At 35.5% G+C, this 21,378-nt stretch carries 18 protein-coding genes; 12 read left to right on the top strand and 6 right to left on the bottom strand.

What is annotated here, in order from left to right; genetic code table 11:
* Positions 1–57 precede the first annotated feature (57 nt).
* The 11 genes from topA (at position 58) to BMX18_RS00145 (ending at position 12,239) form a co-directional block, all read left to right on the top strand.
* Positions 58–2,196 (top strand): type I DNA topoisomerase, encoded by a 2,139-nt coding sequence (gene topA, locus BMX18_RS00195; protein WP_074601924.1) that lies wholly within the window; start codon positions 58–60, stop codon positions 2,194–2,196.
* 144 nt (positions 2,197–2,340) lie between these two features.
* Complete coding sequence (locus BMX18_RS00190; RefSeq protein WP_093814513.1) at positions 2,341–3,006, top strand: SatD family protein; 666 nt, start codon at positions 2,341–2,343, stop codon at positions 3,004–3,006.
* Complete coding sequence (locus tag BMX18_RS00185; RefSeq protein WP_093814511.1) at positions 3,006–3,728, top strand: DUF3307 domain-containing protein; 723 nt, start codon at positions 3,006–3,008, stop codon at positions 3,726–3,728. Before BMX18_RS00190 ends, BMX18_RS00185 begins: the two co-directional genes overlap by 1 nt.
* A gap of 11 nt (positions 3,729–3,739) precedes the next feature.
* Positions 3,740–4,222 carry a hypothetical protein gene (locus BMX18_RS00180; RefSeq protein ID WP_093814509.1) on the top strand — a complete coding sequence of 161 codons (483 nt, stop codon included), beginning with the start codon at positions 3,740–3,742 and terminating at the stop codon, positions 4,220–4,222.
* Between the two features lie 173 nt (positions 4,223–4,395).
* Positions 4,396–5,733 carry a methylenetetrahydrofolate--tRNA-(uracil(54)-C(5))-methyltransferase (FADH(2)-oxidizing) TrmFO gene (trmFO, locus tag BMX18_RS00175; protein ID WP_093814507.1) on the top strand — a complete coding sequence of 446 codons (1,338 nt, stop codon included), beginning with the start codon at positions 4,396–4,398 and terminating at the stop codon, positions 5,731–5,733.
* Between the two features lie 28 nt (positions 5,734–5,761).
* Positions 5,762–6,583 (top strand): TIM barrel protein, encoded by an 822-nt coding sequence (locus BMX18_RS00170; RefSeq protein ID WP_093814505.1) that lies wholly within the window; start codon positions 5,762–5,764, stop codon positions 6,581–6,583.
* 453 nt (positions 6,584–7,036) lie between these two features.
* Complete coding sequence (locus BMX18_RS00165) at positions 7,037–7,789, top strand: ABC transporter ATP-binding protein (protein WP_039696908.1); 753 nt, start codon at positions 7,037–7,039, stop codon at positions 7,787–7,789.
* Between the two features lies 1 nt (position 7,790).
* Positions 7,791–9,767, top strand: coding sequence for an FtsX-like permease family protein (locus tag BMX18_RS00160; protein WP_093814503.1), 1,977 nt, complete (start codon positions 7,791–7,793; stop codon positions 9,765–9,767).
* 101 nt (positions 9,768–9,868) lie between these two features.
* Positions 9,869–10,531, top strand: a complete 663-nt coding sequence (locus BMX18_RS00155) for a DNA-binding response regulator (protein ID WP_093814501.1) — start codon at positions 9,869–9,871, stop codon at positions 10,529–10,531.
* Complete coding sequence (locus tag BMX18_RS00150) at positions 10,528–11,475, top strand: sensor histidine kinase (RefSeq protein WP_093814499.1); 948 nt, start codon at positions 10,528–10,530, stop codon at positions 11,473–11,475. Before BMX18_RS00155 ends, BMX18_RS00150 begins: the two co-directional genes overlap by 4 nt.
* Positions 11,476–11,558: 83 nt before the next feature.
* The gene (locus tag BMX18_RS00145; RefSeq protein ID WP_093814497.1) at positions 11,559–12,239 is read left to right on the top strand and encodes a LexA family transcriptional regulator; all 681 of its coding nucleotides are present in this window, start codon (positions 11,559–11,561) and stop codon (positions 12,237–12,239) included.
* A gap of 102 nt (positions 12,240–12,341) precedes the next feature.
* Here BMX18_RS00145 and xerS read toward each other — a convergent pair whose 3' ends face one another.
* From xerS to BMX18_RS00115, 6 genes are all read right to left on the bottom strand, one after another.
* The gene (gene xerS, locus BMX18_RS00140) at positions 12,342–13,412 is read right to left on the bottom strand and encodes a tyrosine recombinase XerS (protein WP_093814495.1); all 1,071 of its coding nucleotides are present in this window, start codon (positions 13,410–13,412) and stop codon (positions 12,342–12,344) included.
* Between the two features lie 538 nt (positions 13,413–13,950).
* Complete coding sequence (locus tag BMX18_RS00135; protein ID WP_093814493.1) at positions 13,951–15,333, bottom strand: ATP-binding cassette domain-containing protein; 1,383 nt, start codon at positions 15,331–15,333, stop codon at positions 13,951–13,953.
* A 4-nt stretch (positions 15,334–15,337) separates the two neighbouring features.
* Positions 15,338–16,027: an energy-coupling factor transporter transmembrane component T gene (locus tag BMX18_RS00130; protein WP_039696913.1), complete on the bottom strand. Its 690-nt coding sequence runs from the start codon at positions 16,025–16,027 to the stop codon at positions 15,338–15,340.
* A 67-nt stretch (positions 16,028–16,094) separates the two neighbouring features.
* On the bottom strand, positions 16,095–16,682 hold the full coding sequence (locus BMX18_RS00125; RefSeq protein WP_074867501.1) for an MptD family putative ECF transporter S component: 588 nt from the start codon (positions 16,680–16,682) through the stop codon (positions 16,095–16,097).
* A 9-nt stretch (positions 16,683–16,691) separates the two neighbouring features.
* Positions 16,692–18,425 (bottom strand): ABC transporter ATP-binding protein, encoded by a 1,734-nt coding sequence (locus BMX18_RS00120; RefSeq protein WP_093814491.1) that lies wholly within the window; start codon positions 18,423–18,425, stop codon positions 16,692–16,694.
* Positions 18,422–20,158, bottom strand: coding sequence for an ABC transporter ATP-binding protein (locus BMX18_RS00115; protein ID WP_200769641.1), 1,737 nt, complete (start codon positions 20,156–20,158; stop codon positions 18,422–18,424). Before BMX18_RS00115 ends, BMX18_RS00120 begins: the two co-directional genes overlap by 4 nt.
* A gap of 171 nt (positions 20,159–20,329) precedes the next feature.
* Between BMX18_RS00115 and BMX18_RS00110 the strand changes: the two genes are divergently transcribed.
* Entirely contained in the window at positions 20,330–21,358 is a 1,029-nt protein-coding gene (locus BMX18_RS00110; protein WP_093814489.1) for a helix-turn-helix transcriptional regulator, read from the top strand.
* Positions 21,359–21,378: the final 20 nt, after the last annotated feature.

Below are 21,378 nucleotides of genomic sequence, written 5' to 3'. Positions count from 1 at the left end.
AGTTTGGAAAAAGCGGGGTATCATGTTATAAGTTTATTACTGATAGGAAGTGAGCTTATGGCAACGACTACTACAAAAGCCCAAACAGCTGTTAAAAAGACAAGTAAAAAAACAACAAAGAAAAAAACAGCTGCCAAGAAAAACTTGGTTATTGTGGAATCACCAGCTAAAGCAAAAACCATTGAAAAATATCTAGGACGCAACTACAAAGTTGTCGCTTCAGTTGGTCATATCCGTGATTTGAAAAAATCAAGCATGTCTATTGATTTTGAAAACAACTATGAACCGCAGTATATTAATATCCGTGGTAAAGGTCCTCTAATTAATGATTTGAAAAAAGAGGCTAAAAAATCTAAAAAAGTTTATCTCGCAAGTGACCCGGACCGTGAGGGAGAAGCTATTTCATGGCATTTGGCACACATTTTGGGACTTGACGAAAATGATAAAAACCGTGTTGTTTTCAATGAAATTACTAAGGATGCTGTTAAAAATGCCTTCGTTGAACCACGTCAGATTGACATGGATTTGGTAGATGCGCAACAAGCCCGTCGTGTTCTTGACCGTATTGTTGGGTATTCTATCTCACCATTGCTTTGGAAAAAGGTTAAAAAAGGTCTTTCTGCAGGTCGTGTTCAGTCTGTTGCATTAAAACTCATTATCGACCGTGAAAATGAGATTAAAAACTTTAAACCTGAAGAATACTGGACAATTGATGGATTCTTCAAAAAAGGAACTAAGAAATTCCAAGCAGCCTTTTATGGCATTGATGGTAAAAAATTAAAACTCAACACTAACGAGGATGTCCAAGCAGTTCTTGCTCGACTTACAAGTGACGAGTTTAACGTAGCAAAAGTTGAAAAGAAAGAGCGTCGTCGTAACGCACCACTTCCATATACAACATCATCTCTTCAACAAGATGCTGCTAACAAAATCAACTTCCGTACACGTAAAACTATGATGGTTGCTCAACAGTTGTACGAAGGGATTAGTCTTGGTAAGAGTGGTACACAAGGTTTGATTACTTACATGCGTACCGACTCTACACGTATCAGCCCTGTTGCGCAAAATGATGCTGCAGGCTTTATTACAGAACGTTTCGGTGAAAATTACTCTAAACACGGTAGTCGTGTGAAAAATGCTTCAGGTGCTCAAGATGCCCACGAGGCTATTCGCCCATCAAACGTTAACCTAACACCAGAATCTATCGCAAAACACTTAGACAAAGACCAATTGAAACTCTACACATTGATTTGGAATCGATTTGTCGCAAGTCAAATGACAGCTGCGGTGTTTGATACCATGAAAGTTAACTTGGAGCAAAATGGCGTTCGCTTCACAGCTAACGGTAGTAAAGTCAAATTTGACGGTTACTTGGCTGTCTACAACGATTCTGATAAGAATAAAATGTTGCCCGACATGGTTGAAGGCGATGTTGTTAAGAAAGTTTCAACAAATCCTGAACAACACTTCACTCAACCACCAGCACGTTATTCTGAAGCCACATTAATCAAAACGCTTGAAGAAAACGGTGTTGGACGTCCATCAACATATGCACCAACACTTGATGTTATCCAAAGACGTTACTACGTTCGCTTGGTTTCAAAACGCTTCGAACCAACTGAATTGGGTGAAATCGTTAATAACTTGATTGTTGAATTCTTCCCTGATATCGTTGATGTCAAGTTTACTGCTGATATGGAAGGTAAACTTGATGAAGTCGAAGAAGGTAAAGAACAATGGCAAAAAGTCATCGATGCTTTCTACAAGCCATTTGAAAAAGAATTGGCAAAAGCAGAAACTGAGATTGAAAAAATTCAAATCAAAGATGAACCTGCCGGCTTTGATTGTGATGTTTGTGGACACCCAATGGTAATCAAATTAGGACGCTATGGTAAATTCTACGCTTGTAGCAATTTCCCAGAATGTCACAATACCAAAGCTATCACAAAAGAAATTGGCGTGACTTGTCCAATTTGTGGCGAAGGTCAAGTGATTGAACGTAAAACAAAACGTAATCGTCTTTTCTATGGCTGTGATCGATATCCTGAGTGTGAATTCACTTCATGGGACAAACCAGTCGGACGTTCTTGTCCAAAATGTGGTCAATTCCTCGTTGAGAAGAAAATTCGTGGCGGTGGTAAACAAGTCGTCTGCAGCAATGAAGAATGTGACTACGAGGAAGCAAAAGTTAAATAAATCTTTCAAACCTTGCAAATTTTCTTTGTGAGGTTTTTTTAGGTCAGTTTTCATTGCCATTATAATAGACTTTTTAAATAATTTCCGTTATAACGGACTTTTTTTGATAAGTCTGTTATAATAGACCTATAAGAGAGGTGGCCTATGAATTATTTTGCATTAATTGGCGACATTATTGATTCAAAGAAAATCGATAATCGATACCAAGTTCAAAAAATATTAGAAACTTGCTTAAATGATTTGAATACAGAATTTAAAGAAGTATTGGTTTCAAAATTATCTATTACATTGGGAGATGAATTTCAAGGATTATTGACGCTTGATGCCCCTTTATTTCAAATCATTGATCGTATTAATCTTGCTATGCAACCTTATCAGGTACGTTTCGGAATTGGGATAGGAAAAATTCTAACAGACATCAATCCCGAACAAAGTATTGGTGCTGATGGCCCAGCTTATTGGCACGCTAGAAAAGCAATTAATTATATTCATCAAAAAAATGACTACGGCAATACACAAATTGCGGTTTCTTTTGATGATGAGAATCAAGTCAGCGTTGTTAATACCTTGATTGCAAGCAGCGAAGCTATTAAATCAGACTGGCGAGCAAGTCAAGAAATTATCTTAAAAGAGTTATTAGCGCTTGGAATTTACGATGAGCAGTTCGACCAACAAATGCTTGCTAAACGATTAGAATTAACGACCAGTGCCTTATCAAAACGGCTTAAAAGCAGTAATATCAAAGTTTACCTTCGCGCACGTAAAACGGCTTTAAAATGCCTTAAACATCATGGAGAGGAGTTAGCTTAATGCCTATTACTGGACTTTCTCACTATCTCATTCAAAATCCCATTTTGACACTTTTCTTAATCTGTCACTTTTTATCTGATTTTCACCTACAAAGTCAAACAGTTGCAGATCGTAAAAATACGGAGAGTAAATATCTTCTAATTCACCTTTTAGGTGTTGCCTTTCCTTTGGCAATAGTAACTCTCTTTTTACCAAGTTTGTGGAAGATTAGTTTAGTCATTTTAGTGACACATTCGATTATTGATTTTGGAAAATCTAATGTGGCTAACTGGCTTCGGTTAAATCCTATGGCAACTTTCCTTCTTGATCAGATTTTACATTTAGTGATTATTGTTTTGTTAACACGTTATCAAGTAGATTCTAGTTTGATAACTAGCCAGGTTACAGGACCAGTTTTAAATATGATTTTATTTCTTGTCTTAATCACCAAACCAACGAATGTTGTCTTCAAAATCTTTTTTCAAAAATATCAACCACACGATAATCAGAAAATGGATACTATTGCAGGGGCTGGGGCAACTATTGGACTATTGGAACGTATTGTGATGAGTATTTGTATTATCTTTAATCAATTCGCCTCAATCGGTCTGGTTTTCACAGCAAAATCAATTGCACGTTATAATAAGATTTCAGAGAGCCCAGCTTTTGCAGAATATTATTTAATTGGTTCATTATTTAGTATCTTAAGTGTTCTATTAGCTGCTTGGATTTGTATATTCTAGGGAGGATAATCATGCATTTTGGCTTTTCTTATGTTGGATTGATCTTTTTAGTACTGCTAACTGTACCAAATCTTATTTGGACACGACATAAACCAAAAGATTATGACCACTATCAGTGCCAAGAAAATAAGTACTTAACCCTACTTGAACGTATTGGAGAAGTGCTTGTTACCTGTCTAGTTCTTATCTTTTCTGATTTTAATTGGCGTTCTTGGACTAATTGGAATTGGTGGCTGATAGCAGCTGGTCTTTGCATGCTTCTTTATGAAATCTTTTGGATTCGTTATTTTATGGGATCAAAAAGGATGACTGATTTTTACGCCCCTATTTTGAAAATACCAGTAGCAGGAGCAAGTTTACCAGTGCTTGCAGTTCTATGCCTAGCCATCTATGGTAAGAATCCTTTTTTAGCCTTAGCAGCAATTATTTTAGGAATTGGTCATATCGGCATTCACTTACAGTATCAGAATATGATTAGAAAAGATAATTATTGATTTTTACATAATTTTACTTACGTAAACAATTACAAGATTTTATTTGTATTTCACTGATTTTATGTTATGATAGTCAGGTATCAAAAATAGAAAGATTCAGATATGGGCAAACTCCCACATCTGGAAAATGAGTTTTAGGCTTTTCTAAGCTCATTTTTGGAGGTATTAGTATATTGTCTCAATCATCATACATTAACGTTATTGGAGCTGGTTTAGCTGGTTCTGAGGCTGCTTATCAGATTGCTAAGCGCGGTATTCCAGTTAAACTTTATGAAATGCGTGGGGTCAAACCAACACCTCAGCATAAAACTGATAAATTTGCTGAACTCGTCTGCTCAAACTCGCTTCGTGGTGACAGTTTGACAAACGCGGTCGGTCTTTTGAAAGAAGAAATGCGCCGTTTGGATTCTGTTATCATGAAAGCTGCTGAAAGCACGCGCGTCCCTGCTGGTGGCGCTCTTGCAGTTGACCGTGACGGATTCTCACAAATGGTAACTGACGAAGTCACAAACCACCCACTTATCGAAGTCATTCGCGAAGAAATCACTGAAATCCCAGATGATGCTATTACAGTTATCGCTAGTGGACCACTTACTTCAGATGCCTTGGCTGCAAAAATCCACGAATTAAACGGCGGCGACGGCTTCTATTTCTACGATGCGGCAGCACCAATTGTTGATAAAAGTTCTATCGACATGGATAAAGTTTACCTTAAATCACGTTATGACAAAGGGGAAGCTGCTTACCTTAACTGCCCAATGACAAAAGAAGAATTCATGGCTTTCCACGAAGCGCTTGTCAACGCTGAAGAAGCACCATTAAATTCATTTGAAAAAGAAAAATACTTTGAAGGATGTATGCCTATCGAAGTTATGGCCAAACGAGGCATTAAAACAATGCTTTACGGTCCAATGAAACCAGTTGGTCTTGAATACCCAGAAGACTACAAAGGACCTCGTGATGGTGAATTTAAAACGCCTTATGCCGTTGTTCAATTGCGTCAAGATAATGCAGCTGGTAGCTTATTTAACATTGTCGGTTTCCAAACACACCTTAAATGGGGTGAACAAAAACGCGTTTTCCGCATGATTCCAGGTCTTGAAAATGCTGAATTTGTCCGCTACGGCGTTATGCACCGTAACTCATACATGGATTCACCAAACCTTTTGACAGAAACATTTGCTACACGTCAAAATCCAAATCTTTTCTTCGCTGGTCAAATGACTGGTGTTGAAGGTTATGTTGAATCTGCTGCATCAGGTCTTGTAGCTGGTATCAATGCTGTGCGTCGTTTCAAGGGTGAAGAACCTGTTATTTTCCCTCAAACAACAGCTATCGGTGCTTTACCACACTACATCACTCATGCTGAAAGCAAACATTTCCAACCAATGAACGTTAACTTTGGTATCGTTAAAGAACTCGAAGGACCACGTATCCGCGACAAAAAAGAACGTTACGAAAAAGTTGCTGAACGTGCTTTGAAAGACTTAGCAGAATACCTTAACGTTTAAACCTATTAATCAAAGAAGAGGTGACAAAATGTTTCCGATTCAATTAGGATTAAAGGCTAGTTGTGCTCCTGAACAAGTAGCTAGCCGTCTAAAATATCATCCAGATGTTTTTGAATTTTTTACAAGCGAAGCCGATTTTACAACTAATGGAGTAAAACAGCTAGAAGAAGCTATCAAGAAAGTAAAATCAAGTAGTGTAAAGACTATTGTTCTTCATCACCCTATGAAATACCAAGGAAAGCGTTTGGAATTAGTAGCTCATCCAAAAAATAATGCTGAATTGGTTAACTTTATTGATTTTTCAACGCAAAAATTACTTGATTTAGCTAAAACTTATCACTGCAAAGTACTTGTCCACGGATCTTATGAATTAGAAGAAGCTGAATTACTGGAGCCATTTGATTCTATTGAGGATGCTCGTCAGTATCTTTTCTCTCGCATGGATCATTTTTGCCATATTGGCAAAGGCCATATCATGTTTGAAAATGGTATTTCAAAACTCTATTCATATGGAAATCCTGATTTTGATCACTTGCTTGCTGAAAAAGGTTATCCACTAGCTTACGATGTTTCACATGCTTTTATTTACCTTCACGGTGACAACAAAGCTTTGCAAAAATCTCTAAAAACATTAAAAGATAATATTGTTCATTACCATTTAGTAGATTCTCTAGGTAAAACCCATGATAGCCTGACACTCGGACATGGAAAAATCGATTGGGCTAAAGCTTTGCCACTCTTTAACGAAAAAGCAAGTAGTATCTACGAGATTAACTTAAAAGACTTAACTAATCCAGTTGAACAGCTCGAAAGTCATGCTTACCTAAAACAGATTGCACAAAGCTTGTAAGATAATACAAAACACAGAAGCCAATATACTTCTGTGTTTTTCTTACATTTTTGTAAGGTTTCATCCCCAAAACTGTAAGAAAAAAAGAGCTGATTTCCGATAAACTAAAGATGTCAATAAGAAAGGAGTAGCAGTATATGAAAGAAGAAATTAAACACTATCTTAGCCTATGGATTCATTTTTTCATTTGGATTGTATTGCTATTTCTGGGATCTATTGTTTATATCATCTCATATGCCTTTCGTATAACAAAGTAAAAGGAGGTGCTTAAAATGGTTGCACTATATAGCCTGATAAGTATTCTATTTATCATCATAGTAGGAGTAGCAAGCTTGGCTTTTTGGTACTGGAGTGGTAGAAGACCGCTAAAAGAGCGCTAAAAAGTTTTCAAAAGTAAAAGACTAACTAAGCATTTCTGAGCTTGAAAGGGTATAATGAAAAAAAGGAGAAATTATGTTACTGGAAATCAATCACCTCGAGAAAGTTTTTCGCACACGCTTTTCAAAAGAAGTCACACGTGCTTTGCAAGATGTCGACTTTAAAGTAGATAAGAATGAATTCATCGCCATCATGGGGGAATCAGGTTCAGGAAAAACAACATTGCTAAATATCCTAGCAACACTGGAAAAACCTACTAAAGGTTCCGTTATTCTAAATGGTGAAGAAGTCACTAAAATCAAAGAAAGCCAATTGGCTGAATTTCGTTTAAAAAATCTTGGCTTTGTCTTTCAAGATTTCAACTTGCTCGACACTTTGTCTGTTAAAGACAATATCTTCTTGCCTTTAGTTCTTGGTCGAGTTCATCATCAAGAAATGGAAAAACGTATTGCAACACTTGCTCCAAAATTACACATTGAAGAGTTGCTTGAAAAACGCCCTTTTGAATTATCTGGTGGTCAAAAACAACGTGTTGCCATTGCTCGTAGTTTAATTACTAATCCGCAGCTTCTTTTGGCTGATGAACCAACCGCAGCGCTTGACTATCGTAATTCAGAAGATATCTTAAATCTTTTTGAAGACATTAACAGCTATGGCCAAACAATACTTATGGTAACTCACTCAGCCAACGCCGCAAGCCATGCTAAACGTGTGCTTTTTATCAAAGATGGTCGTATTTTCCACCAAATTTACCGTGGTAACAAAACCAATCAAGAATTTAGTAAAGACATTTCACTTGCCATGACAGCCCTTTTAGGAGGTGAATAAGATGTTCTATGCTAAACTAGCTTGGTCAAATTTGAAAAAATCACTTGATATTTTCGGCCCATTTTTACTCGCCAGTGTAGTCCTTTTTATCCTTGACTGTTCAACCTTGTTAATTCTCTTTAGTCCAGTATCAGACGACATGCGTTACAGTAACACCGTATTAGGGCTGGCTATTGTTGTTTTGATGATTTTTACAGTCATCATGGAGATTTATAGTTATAATTTCTTGCTCAAGCAAAGAAGTAGGGAATTCGGTCTTTACAATATCCTTGGGATGAATAGACGTCAGGTCGGTTTGGTGTCAACAATTGAATTAGCTATTATGTTTGTAGGTGTTATCGTAATTGGTAGCATCTTATCAGCCATATTTTCACAATTGTTCTACCTAATTTTTGTTAATCTCTTACATTATGATAAGTTTGTTTTGACATTATCACCACTTGCCTTTATGTTTGCTGCTTTTGCTTTTGCGGCTATCTTTGTATTGCTAGAAGTTATTAATCTGGTTATTATTCATCGTTCATCACCACTTGCTTTGTTTAAACGTCAAGAAAAAGGTGAAAAAGAACCTCGTGGAAATATAATTTTAGCTTTGCTAAGTATTATCAGCCTAGGTATTGGCTATTACATGTCTATTTCCTCTGCAAAAGTAGCTGCGCTTGTGGTTGTCTATCGTTTCTTCATTGCAGTAGTGCTTGTTATTATTGGGACTTACCTATTTTACGTCAGCTTTATGACATGGTATCTCAAACGCCGTCGTAAGAATAAAAACTATTTTTACCAACCAGAACACTTTGTCACAACTGCACAAATGATTTTCAGAATGAAGCAAAATGCCGTTGGTCTTGCCAATATCACTTTGCTTGCTACAATGACTTTTGTAACCATCGCAACAACAACTTCTTTATATGTTAGTGGTCAAAATCAAGCCAATATTCTATTTCCTAAAAATACACAAATAACCTTTTCTAATAATGGCTATGTCGAGAAGGATTCTAGAATAATCTCTGAGGATGAATTTAAAGAAGAATTCCAAAATCAAATCGTCGATAAACTAGATAAGCCAAGCAGTGATTACATAACTTATCAGTCAGCCATGTCTTCAGCTTCCCTTGCAAATGAAAAAGTAATGGCTATTAATGACGATTCAATCAAACATCCCGATGTCAATACGTTTGGTGCTCTTTATTTAACAACTCAAGACGCTATTCAAAAACTCGGAAATGATCTTCCGAAATTAAAAGACAATCAAATTGCTTTTTACAAACAAAAGGGAGACAGTCAACTTGAAACATTGACATTGTTTGATAAAAAATTTGAAAACGTCAAAAACTTTAAAGATCTCAAGTTTCCTGAACTAGGAAATACCTATAATCCGAGTGTTATTATTTTCAGTAATAATGCGGTTATGGAAGAAATGCTAGAGCTTTTCAAACAACATGATCTCATGTTTCAAAGTACTTTTACAGCTTATGCTGATCTTTCAACTAAAGACATTTCAACAATCTCTGACGGATTAAAATCAGATAAAAACAGTGAAATCCAAAGTGATATTTACACTAAGAAAACCTTTATGAATGACATGTATGCTATTACTGGAGGTTTCTTGTTTACAGGATTCTTACTAGGACTCAGTTTCTTGCTTGGTGCAGCCTTAATCATTTACTACAAACAACGTACAGAAGGAATTGAAGATAAAAAATCTTATAAAATCCTGCAAGAAGTCGGAATGAGCAAAGAAGCAGTGAAACGAACAGTTAATTCACAAACATTACTTGTTTTCTTCATGCCACTTGGCGTTGCTATCTTACATTTTGTTTTCGCTTTAACTATGCTAAAACAAATGCTCTTACTCTTTGGAGTAGCTGGTTCAAGTATGGTTACTGTAAGTGGTATTACAATACTATGCTTGATTATCATTTACTTCTTTATCTATAAACTAACAAGCCGAACTTATTATAAGCTCATCAATCGTTAGTTACTAAAAACTACTTTCTTTAATAAGACTAACTACAAATATTTTGATAAGAAACTCAGCTAAAAATGGTCGTAAAGACCATTTTTTGTTAGAATGAAGCTATGAAACAAGGAAAAATTTATATCGTAGAAGATGACAATACCATTGTAACTCTATTAAAACAGCATTTAAGCAAAGTTTATGATGTCTTTAGCGTTAATAATTTTCGTGCGATTAAGCAAGAAATCGAAGAAATTAAGCCTGATTTGATTTTGATGGATATCACTTTGCCTTATTTCAATGGTTTTTATTGGACAACAGAAATTCGTAAAACGATGACTTTACCAATCATCTTTATCTCATCCAGCGATGATGAAATGGATACTGTTATGGCACTTAATATGGGAGGAGACGATTTTATTTCTAAACCCTTCTCATTGACTATTTTAGATGCTAAGATATCTGCTTTTTTGCGTAGAGCTTATCAATTCACTTCCGATAATTATCAGCTCGATGAGTTTTCATTATCCCGTGAAGGAATCCTGTCAAATGGCAGCAAACAAATTAATCTCTCGCCAACAGAAAATAAAATTCTTAGCATTTTATTCGAGCACCAAAATCAAGTGGTTCCAAAAGAAGATTTGCTTGAAAAGCTGTGGGAAAATGAGAGTTTTATTGACCAAAATACCCTAAGTGTCAACATGACTCGCTTACGCAAAAAAGTACAGCCGCTAGGATTTGACCGCATTCACACCGTGAGAGGAGTAGGTTATCTGTTAAAATGATTCGACAGTTTTTTAAAGAATACGGCATTTGGTACCTTACCTATGCCATATTAACCATTTCATTTTTCCTGACCTTTATGTTATTTCACTTGCCAGTAACTTACTTCAGAGTAAGCTTTAGTATTAGTATCACAATACTAATTTTCATTAGCATTTGGCAGTACTTCAAATTTAAAAAGAAACAAGTAATTTTACAACAATTTATTTATGTAAAAGAATTAGATGACTTCAATCTCCCATCAGAAAAAGCCTTTAAAGCTATTATTTGTAAACAAAAAGAAGCGCATACCAGCGATGTTCTAGCTATTCAGACACAGATGGAAGATACTCAGAATCTCATCAAAATGTGGTCGCATCAGATGAAGGTCCCATTATCTGCCCTTTCACTGATGGCTCAAACAAATCAACTTGAACCAAAAGAAGTGGAGCAGCAATTAAATCGTCTACAAAATTATTTAGATACCTTGTTAAATTATCTTAAATTCAGCCAAAATAAAGACGATTTTCGATTTGAGAAACTATCTGTCAAAAATATCGCAACCTCAATCATCAAAAAATACCGTATTCCTTGTTTATTAAAACACCTCTCTGTTGAGGTGACAGGTGATTGGGAACTCAAGTCTGATAAAAAATGGGTGACCTTCGCACTGACACAAATAATTGACAATGCCATTAAGTATTCGAAAGATAACGGCAAAATCATCATCCGCATTTCTCAAGCTAGTATTGAAATATCAGATGATGGTATTGGCATACTTGAAGAAGATTTACCACGTATTTTTGAAGAAGGTTTCACAGGCTTTAACGGTCATGAACATCAAAAAGCCACAGGTCTTGGTCTTTATATGACAAAACAAGTCCTAGATAGCCTTAATCTAGATATCACGATTCAAAGCCAAATTGATCAGGGAACGCAAGTATACATCACACCTAAAAAACGTTAAGCAAGACGAAATAGTCTTGCTTTTTTACTGAATATCTTTTATAATATTGTTAGTTTATAAACTAACACAAAAAGGAGGAAGCTATGTTTTCTGGAGAAAAATTAAAAGCATTGCGTCAAGAAAATGGCTATTCTCAAGCTGATTTAGCCAAAAAGTTACAGATATCAAGAGCTTCGTACTTTAATTGGGAGAATGGTAAAACAAAACCAAATCAAAAAAATTTAGAACAATTAAGTCAGATTTTTAAAGTTGATGAAACGTATTTTCTTTCTGAGCATGATATTGTCAATACTTACCTACAATTGAATCCAGATAATCGCTTAAAGTTAGAGAACTACGCAGAAAATCTCCTAAAAGAGCAAGAAATTGTTAAACCATTACCAAAACTTTACTCTTATAAGGTTTTTGAAAAGTTATCTGCAGGTACTGGTTACTCTTATTTTGGCGATGGCAATTACGATACAGTCTTTTATGATGAGCAGTTAGACCACGATTTTGCATCTTGGGTTTTCGGTGATTCAATGGAACCAACCTATTTAAATGGTGAAGTGGTTCTCATTAAGCAAACAGGCTTTGATTATGATGGAGCCATTTACGCTGTCGATTGGGATGGGCAAACTTACATCAAAAAAGTTTATCGAGAAGAAGATGGATTACGTTTAGTCTCTCTCAATAAACATTATGCTGACAAATTTGCTCCCTATGATGAAAATCCAAGAATCATCGGAAAAATCGTTGGTAACTTTAAACCCTTAGAAGTTTAATTCAAAAGACATAATAATATTTATGTAAAATACACATTTTAAGAACTTTTAAAAATTCTTTATATATAAAAATCTGGACTATTAATTAGCCCAGATTCATTTTTACAATTTATCAAGCGCATTTTTTTGTTCATCATTAACGATATGGGTATACAAGTCAGTAACCTGAGTGCTGGCATGCCCTAGTTGGTGACTAACCAAAACTTGTGATTTAGTTGCGCCATACAGTCTGGTTGCCAATGTGTGACGAAGTTTATGGGGTGTCACACGTACTTTGAAATCTTGTGAGTATTTGGCTACCAATTTTTCAATACTTGAAGCATCGATACGATTTGGAACACCACGGTATTCTGTTAAAAATAGTGCTTGATCTTGTTTTTCTGCTTTATAACGAGGTGCACGAATTTTTAAATACTCTTCAAGGTACGGTTTAGCAAAAGAAGCAACGTTAACTGAATCGCGTTTACCACCTTTACGAGTGACTTCGATAACCATCATATTCAGATGTAAATCCTTCAAATCAAGATTAACAGCCTCAGAAAGACGAACACCAGATGCAAGAAGAAGGGCGATAATTGCCAAATCTCGCTCCTTGTTCTTCTGGAAGGAGGAGAGAGCACGGTGAGAGAGCTTATTTTGGTACTCTTTATCGATATACTCGATAAAAGCCATTGTTTCATCACCCAAGAAGAGCTTTCCTTTAATGTTTTCAGCACGAGCAGCCAAGGTTTCCTTCTTTTTCTTGGTCGAAATCTTTTTCATGACATTTCGATAGAAGTAGGGGTCACCATTTTCGTCCTCGACCTCTTCTGTCAGATATTTAAATAAGCTTGAAAGTGCTGAAAGAGTGCGGTTGATAGTGGTTTGTGAAACCCCTTGCTTAGTTGAATAAGTATTTAAAGAAGGACGTTCACGTAGATAAAGAACGAAGGATTCCATATCTTTTTTGGATAAATGCTCTAAAGTGCTTAAATCAATATCAGCAATCTGATTGGCATTTGAAATACCAGATTCGAGAATCCATTCGAAAAATCGTCTATATTCCTTGAGGTATTCATACAAGGTTGTAAAACTATATGGTACAGAAAGTTTTGATTGGTAATAGTCTAGGACATACCAAGGCATGATTGTTTTGAGTTCATCAATTTTTTCGAGTAATTTTTCACGTTTCATCTAAAAATCTCCCTAGATGTCTTTATAATAGTAGTTTATCATAGACTGATTTGTTTTTCAAGAAAATTACAGTTTTTCGGAAAGATGTTATAGAAAATTTTAGGAAGAGCTGATTTATATTAAATTTATATTATCGTCAAAAACACTTGATTTTATGCGTTTTTCTGCTCATTAGTTTTTATTGACTACTTATTCTTCCTATTCTCATGCTCAAAATTTTTTTCGAAAAAATTTTCACTGGATAAATGGTAAATTGTCTTTAGCAAATCTTTATAAGGTAAAATTTTGACGATTTATCTGTTTTTTAGGTTTTATAGCTTACCTACTTTAAGTTTTTTTATCGTTTTTTTCGCATTTTTAGCTTTTAAAATGCCGTTTTTAGGCGTTTTTTTGTCTTTTCTTCGTGTCATTGGTCATGAAATTTGCTAAAAATACCTTCTATTTTGGCTTTTTAGACTTGATTTTTAGTATTTGTAAGCGAATTTATCGTTTTTTCACACATTAAAGAATCCCACAGCTTTTAACTGCGGGAATTTTTTTATTCGACAAGCTCAATGATATTGCCTTTGCAATTCTTGATTAATTCATAATCGTGCGTCACGACGATAATCGTTTTTCCATTTTTCGCCATTTCTTGTAAGTCTTCAATCATTTTGTTCATTTGACCATGACATAAGCCGCTTGTTGGCTCATCTAAGACAATAATTGGTTTATTGGAAGCTTTTGCCATAGCTAGTAATAAACGTTGTTTTTCGCCTCCAGATAAGCTTTGCGGATGTCTATTTAGCTTGCTGATTAAGCCAAACTGCGTTAGAGCATCTTTTTTAGCTTGATCACTATCACTAACTAGAGAGATTTCGGACCAGACAGACTCGGTAAAAAGCTGATAATTCACATCTTGAACGACCTCACTTAGCCATTTATAGCTTGGTTTGACGAGTTTCTTATCGTAGTATGTTTTTCCTTTGAATTTCTTATTTAACCCCGATAGGCATCTTAAAAAAGTTGTTTTCCCGATACCATTTTTCCCGATGATAAAGTTAATGCCTTGATCGATACCTAGATTGAAATCAAAAATTTTCTTTGGCTGGTCGTCGTGTTGATAGCTATAACGTTGACAAATCAACTTGCCATTTGCCTGATTTGAAGAGTATTTTGATTGTTTTTGGTACGAGCAAATCTTGATAAGCTCAGATTTGCTGATTTCTGTCAATGCGCGCAAATTTTTCGCTTGAATCAAGTCATCATTAACCGCTGAAATGGGATAAACATGCGCTTTATTGTCAGAAATAAGGACAAACTGGTCCATCAAGTCTTTCAGATAATAAAGTCTATGTTCAGCAATGATAATGATTTTTCCAAGCTCTTTAAGCTTTATCAAAACGCGTTTAAAGCGAGAAATTGCCTCACGGTCCAACGATGACGACGGTTCATCAAAGAGATAAATGCCATTATCCATGCAAGCAACGCTGGTAATAGCAAGTAATTGCTTTTCACCACCTGATAAAGTAAAAATATCACGGTCAAGCAAATCCTGCATTTCTAATAAATCCGTGTAATAGTTGATACGATCAAAAATGTCTTTGGCAGGAATATTGCGATTTTCAAGCGCAAAAGCCATTTCATCCGTTGAATTAACGGCATAAAATTGCGTTTTAGGATTTTGAAAAACACTAGCCACTACTTGACTTCTTTCAGCCATATCCAAATCAAGCAAACTTTCTCCATCATAAGTCATATCACCAGATAACTTAGCAGGTTGAAAATACGGGATGACACCGTTAATTGCTTTTAAAAGACTACTTTTCCCACAACCAGATGTTCCTGTTAAAACAGTAATTTCACCTGGTTTAAAACTTAAATTGATATCTTCTAAGATTGGCTGGTCATAAGTTAGTGAAAAATGGTTGAGTTTTAGCATAGTTTTAACTCCAAATCATTAAGATTAAAATGGTCAACATGGCAAACATCCAAAAATAATCAAGTAATCTCAAGCGACTCTTTGAAATACTTGAACGTTCCTGACCGACTGTCATACCTCTGGTTGTTGCCGAAATAGCCACATCATCTGCCGTGCGAGACAAACACATCAAAAGCGGAACAAATCGGTATTCAATCATGCGTAAAGGTTGACGGAAGAATTGACTAGTCACCAAACCCTGCAAGTACATAGCTTCCTTGATTTGGCGATAATCTTCTTTTACCGTATAAAAAAAGCGAAACATGACTGATAAAGGAATAATTAAACTATCTGGACACTTCATTTTCTTTAAAGAAGCTACTAAGTCGCTCATGGTTGTCGTTAAAAGACTGTATTCTCCCATGGCAAGCCCTGGTCCCATCCGTAAAACGATAATAGAAAAGAATAACACAACAGACGCTCCAATGCCGCTAAACGCATGCAAGCCCGCATAGTATTGCAATACTAAAGCAAAAATCATTAAACTTGCTCCCTTAAGGGCTTTGCTTACTTTTCTTTCTAGCAGTAAAAAAGCATAAGGCAAAAAGGTTACAATCAAACCAATAATCGGGTAGCTTCTTTGCAAATTGCCAAATAGCAAAACAAAGGAAATGACAACTGTCATTAGTAATTTTGTTCGAAAATCTAACTTCATCTCATTCACTCTCAAAATGCATCTTGGCCGCACCAAGCGACCAAGTTTGCATTCATTTTTTTGTATTTTACGCCATTTCAAGTTTTTGGAAATGTTTTTTCAGCATCTTGACACCAATTGTTGCTCCTAGGTAACCACCTACTGCTCCTAGGGCAAGAACTGGGAAGAATGACCAATAAGGTAAGATACTCATCATTTTATCAGCGTAAGCTTGACCATAGCCTTCTTCGACCAAACGTTGCACATAAGCAGCCCTAGAAACATAAATCGGAATCATATTGAAACCAAATGATAAACAATAGACGGTAAAAGCCCACTTCGTGTGATTTACGCTAGCATAGCTACCTTTTTTCAAAATGTATTCAGCTACTAAAGACAAGAGTGTCATTCCTGGTAGGATATAAATTCCGTGACCTGTGACAGTAAAAACAAGTCCGATAATGACTCCCATAATTAAAACCATACCAAAACGGTGAATCTTGGTGCTGTAAAGCATAAAGACAGGACCAGCAAAAAGCCCGCATAGAAAAGGAATGAATGGCATAAAAATCGGAATCAACCCAAACATGCCACTAGCAAAAATAGCTATAAAAACTAAGAGTGAAAATAAACCAGCATTAATCAAATCTTTAACAGTGAAGGAATTTGTTTTCATCTTTTTCTCCTAAGCATTCTTTTGATATTTGAACTCTTCAATTTTTTGCGATGTTTCAATGAGATCACGGTAAACAGCTGATTTTTCAAGCAAATCACGATGCTTACCAATACCATCAACCTGACCATCTTTCATCACAACAATCTTATCTGCATTTTCAATTGATTTGAGGCGATGTGAAATGATAATGACGGTTTTACCTTGTAATAAATAATTTAAACTATCTTGAATCAACTTTTCATTTTCAATATCGAGTGATGAAGTGATTTCATCAAGGATAACAATTGGTGCCTGTTTCAAAATGGCACGTGCAATAGATATACGTTGACGTTCTCCGCCAGATAATTTTGCACCATTTTCACCAATTCTTGTTTCATAACCTTCTGGTAATTTTTCAACAAAATGTTGACAATTTGCCAGACGAGCAGCTTCTTTTACTTCTTCATCTGTTGCATCTGGTCGACCAAGGCGAATATTTTCCAAAATCGTATTATCAAACAACGTAACGTCTTGAAAGACAATTGAGATGTTATCAAATAAACTATTGGTGCTAATGTCTTGGATGTTCTTGCCGTCAATAGTGATTTGACCTTCTTGATAATCATACAAGCGAGATAAAAGTCTTAATAGGGTTGTTTTACCACATCCTGATGGTCCGACAAGTGCTGTGATTTCATTTTGTTTGGCAACAAAAGATACACCGTCGATGATCTTTTGTCCATCTTTATAAGCAAAGCCAACATTTTTGAGTTCGATGTCAAAATGCTTGAGAGTAACATCTTGTCCACTTTGTTGTTTGACTGCACGAAGTTCTTTAATATTTTTAACAGCTGAGTCAATGTAGAGAATTTCACCGACATTTAAAACAATGTTTTCAGTACTGTCAGAAACTTTGATAGCAAGTAGAATAAACATCAGCAAAACCAGAAGACTCACTTGACCTTGGAAATAAAGATTTGTTCCAACCAAAATCACCAATCCGATTGTCAATCTGATAATTGAGTTGGATATATTAATTGGAATACCTTGAAGAACTTCAGAAATAATATGGATTTTTTCACTTTTTTCCATTTGCTGATAAAGCTTATCATGGATGGTTTGTCTTAAATTGTAAGCTTTTATTTCTTCCTGTAATTCAATAGCTTCTTGGAAGCTATCAGAGTTTTCGCGGAGCTGTTTCCAGTATTTCTTAACAGCTCTTTTTTGCATATTTTTTGACAAAATAAGTGCTAAAAAAGCTAGAAAAATGGGGACAAAAATACACAAAGCTAAAGGAAGATTGATGAAAAAAAGCGTAATCGTTAATAAAATAAAGTAAAGGACAAAGCCAATCGTTTTAGAAATTGCATGGCTAAGAGCATGTTCAAGACGTTCCACATCACTCATCAAGGTTTGTGACAAATCTGTCAAATCACGTTGTGAGAAATACGATAAAGGCATTTTTTGTAAAGTATCAGCAATATCGATCCGAAGATCAGCACTTTCTTGATAAGTAGCCGTATAAGTCGCATTATAATCGATGTAGAAAAAGCCATAAGTCACTGCAGCAACTAAAACTAAACCTAGAATAACTGTCCAAAAAGAAAGAGTTTCCTGTGCCAAGATATGCTTGATGTAGTACATCATCAAGATAATCGGTGTTAATTCCGCTGCTGATACAAATAATCCCGTGACGCAAGCATATAATAAACGACTTGCACCGTGTTCTGTCAAGGCAAAAAGTTCTTGTATTTTCTTTTTCATGACACCCTCCATTCATTTGCTGATGCATAAAGATCGCTAAAGGCTTTATATTTACCACCTTTTTCCAGTAATTCATTACTGTTACCACGTTCGATAATTTGACCTTTATCAATCACTAAAATATCATCAACACCTTTAATTGATGACAAACGGTGTGCAATGATAATAACCGTTTTATGAGCAATCAAATTAGCAAAAGCTTTTTGGATTTGGTATTCGTTATTAACGTCTGTAGAAGCTGATGCTTCATCTAAAATAACAATTTTTGCATCTTTTAGAATGGCGCGTGCGATAGCAATGCGTTGTTTTTCACCACCTGAAAGATAAACACCTTTGGAACCAATCATCGTTTGTTCACGTTCAGGGAATTTATCAAGGATTTCTTCACATGAGGCTAATTCCAAGGCTTTCATAACCTCTTCATCGCTTACATTTGGATTACCGATTTTGACATTGTCAAAAATAGACATTTTAAAAAGTTTTGATTGTTGAAAGACAAATGCAATCTGTCTCATCAAAGCATCCTGACTATAGGATTCAATGGGTTTTCCACCTAATTTGATACTTCCGCTATCAACTCGATAATGTCCAGCAATCAATTTGGCAATTGTTGATTTCCCACTACCACTACTTCCAACAAAGGCATAGACCTTGTTTTCTTCCAATTCAAATGATAGATTGTCAATAACTTTTTGATCTTCATAACCAAAACTTACGTGATCAAAGATGATATTACCATTTTCAAGAAGTTCTTCATCTCCAAGAGCTACACGATGGCTGGTCATATCATTGTACAAAGTTTCAATCTTTTCTGCTGAGACACTTCCTTTATACTGATACATGAAAACATACATGATTCTCATAAAGGTAACATAAAGCAAACCAACCGCAAAATAGAAGAAAATAAATTTTGGTAGCAGAGCTAATTGTTGTGATTGCGGTACGAAATATAAGTAAATTGGCACAATCAAAGTTGCGTAAGTCGCAAACATTACTTGAAAGATAATGAAGGCTGTACGACAAGAAAAGCTATAATTGAGAGCATAATCTGAATAAGATTTAATAGCTGTATAAAGAGCTTTAAAGGATTGTACAGAAGTTTTGAAAATCTTGATAACTTGCATCCCGCGAACATATTCAACGGTTTCACTATTCATTTTTTCCAAAGCTTTCATATAAGCATCCATGAACTCAGCGTTTCCCATCATCTGTTTAATCTGCAACAAAGCAACGACTGCTAACAGAATTAAAGCAAGTCCCAGATAAACATTAACTGCAAAAGTTGCAAGGACCAGTAATAGCAAAGTCATGACACTTGTTGTATTATCAGGAATCAAATGAGCAACAATCGTATGTGTTTCTGCAGCATTATCATCAATGGTTTTACGAATGTATCCTGATGTATGAGTATCAAAATAAGCAAAATTTGATTGACTTAAAGCATCAATCCCTTTTTTTCTAAGATTAGTTTCCAAACGAAAAGCTACTATGTGGGTTAATAGCCCTGAAATGAGGTAAATACCAATCCCAGTCATCATAAAACCAACAACCGTTTTAGCATAATGGGCAATATTTGTCGCATTATTCTGAACAATTAGATGGTTTAAAAAGAGATACATGTCATAAAAAGCACCAATCGTAAAAACAGTTGACAAAGCTGCTAGCAAAATAGCAAGATAAGCCAAATACTTAAACTCAGGCACATAAGAAAATAACTTTTTATAAACCTTAATCATATGAGCTCCTTCTTATTTTTATCCAAAATATTGATAAATAGGCATTTAAACATTATAATGGATTTGACATACATTCTAGCATGTAATAATTATGTATTCAATGCATATTCAGCAATATTGGCGAATTGTGCTATTCGTCCAATCGTGTTATTTTAAAAAGGAGATTTCATGTCAGCCATCTTTTTCAATGATAACATCAAGCAAAAAGCTATTTTACTCCCTAATTGCAGCCGCTTTGCTCCACACGGTCAAAGCTATTACTTGTCATGTGATGATTTAGAAGGATTTTATTGGACCTATGAGACTGAATACTTCCGAGTTAGTATTTTTGATTTTACTCTAAAAAAGGAAACTATCTATTGTTGCGATTTGTCGGCTTTTCCTGATACTGCCCTCTTTTCAGCCCATGTCATTTCTGCTAATGGTGAAATCTTGCCACCTTACCAGCAACTCTCAAGTAACGATAGCTTTGTGATTTGCAATCAACATCAAATTCTTCAGACTTTACTACATGAGCACACTAATTTTCAAGCCGTTTGCTTTGACTTTAAACAAAAAATCATCGATGACTGCCTTGTCGGACGCTACCAATTAAACCCTGATGATTTATGTCATATTTTCAAAGAAGCCAATCACTTTCTGGGAGCAGGACTTGGAAAAATCGCTGATGATATTTTACACTATAAGTTGGGATCTTCTGCCAGCGAACTTTTCTATGAAATCAAGGCTAAAGAATGGCTAAGCGTCATTATTAATAACTATTATGCCGCACAAGATGAACAAGAAATGAGTCAAGAAGATAGCCTCGCTTTGGATAATGTCCGCCATTATATCAATGATCATCTGATGGCAACAATTCCACAAGATTTACTGGCTAAAATTGCTATGATGAGTAAAACCAAGCTCAAAACAGCCTTTAAGACCAAGTATCATATGACAATTACCGAATACATCCAACGACGTCGTATGGCGCTAGCAGAGCACTTATTAATGACAACCCAACTAGAAATTAAGGAAGTGGCTATTGCGGTCGGCTATACCTCTCACAGCCGCTTTGCTAGCCTATTTAAAAAGTATATCGGTGTTTACCCGCATGATATCAAAAAACAAACTACACCCAACAAAGATAAACATCCCTGCCATGATTGCCTCAATAAATTCTGTGAAGCAAAGATAGATGCTGAAAAACTAAAGTAAAAAACACGAGTTAACTCGTG

The organism is Streptococcus sp. 45, from assembly GCF_900108865.1.
In the GTDB taxonomy this organism is placed as follows: Bacteria; Bacillota; Bacilli; order Lactobacillales; family Streptococcaceae; genus Streptococcus; species Streptococcus ruminicola.
Note: the sequence above shows the minus strand (reverse complement) of the source record. Positions and strands in the feature narration are given on the sequence as shown.

Bases quoted from the DNA above. Each gene is read 5' to 3' on its own strand.
- BMX18_RS00185 (WP_093814511.1), top strand. From the start codon at position 3,006: ATGCCTATTACTGGACTTTCTCACTATCTCATTCAAAATCCCATTTTG.
- BMX18_RS00150 (WP_093814499.1), top strand. From the start codon at position 10,528: ATGATTCGACAGTTTTTTAAAGAATACGGCATTTGGTACCTTACCTAT.
- BMX18_RS00130 (WP_039696913.1), bottom strand. From the start codon at position 16,027: ATGAAGTTAGATTTTCGAACAAAATTACTAATGACAGTTGTCATTTCC.
- BMX18_RS00165 (WP_039696908.1), top strand. From the start codon at position 7,037: ATGTTACTGGAAATCAATCACCTCGAGAAAGTTTTTCGCACACGCTTT.
- BMX18_RS00190 (WP_093814513.1), top strand. From the start codon at position 2,341: ATGAATTATTTTGCATTAATTGGCGACATTATTGATTCAAAGAAAATC.
- BMX18_RS00180 (WP_093814509.1), top strand. From the start codon at position 3,740: ATGCATTTTGGCTTTTCTTATGTTGGATTGATCTTTTTAGTACTGCTA.
- BMX18_RS00135 (WP_093814493.1), bottom strand. From the start codon at position 15,333: ATGCTAAAACTCAACCATTTTTCACTAACTTATGACCAGCCAATCTTA.
- BMX18_RS00155 (WP_093814501.1), top strand. From the start codon at position 9,869: ATGAAACAAGGAAAAATTTATATCGTAGAAGATGACAATACCATTGTA.
- xerS (WP_093814495.1), bottom strand. From the start codon at position 13,412: ATGAAACGTGAAAAATTACTCGAAAAAATTGATGAACTCAAAACAATC.
- BMX18_RS00170 (WP_093814505.1), top strand. From the start codon at position 5,762: ATGTTTCCGATTCAATTAGGATTAAAGGCTAGTTGTGCTCCTGAACAA.
- BMX18_RS00110 (WP_093814489.1), top strand. From the start codon at position 20,330: ATGTCAGCCATCTTTTTCAATGATAACATCAAGCAAAAAGCTATTTTA.
- topA (WP_074601924.1), top strand. From the start codon at position 58: ATGGCAACGACTACTACAAAAGCCCAAACAGCTGTTAAAAAGACAAGT.
- BMX18_RS00120 (WP_093814491.1), bottom strand. From the start codon at position 18,425: ATGAAAAAGAAAATACAAGAACTTTTTGCCTTGACAGAACACGGTGCA.
- BMX18_RS00125 (WP_074867501.1), bottom strand. From the start codon at position 16,682: ATGAAAACAAATTCCTTCACTGTTAAAGATTTGATTAATGCTGGTTTA.
- BMX18_RS00160 (WP_093814503.1), top strand. From the start codon at position 7,791: ATGTTCTATGCTAAACTAGCTTGGTCAAATTTGAAAAAATCACTTGAT.
- BMX18_RS00145 (WP_093814497.1), top strand. From the start codon at position 11,559: ATGTTTTCTGGAGAAAAATTAAAAGCATTGCGTCAAGAAAATGGCTAT.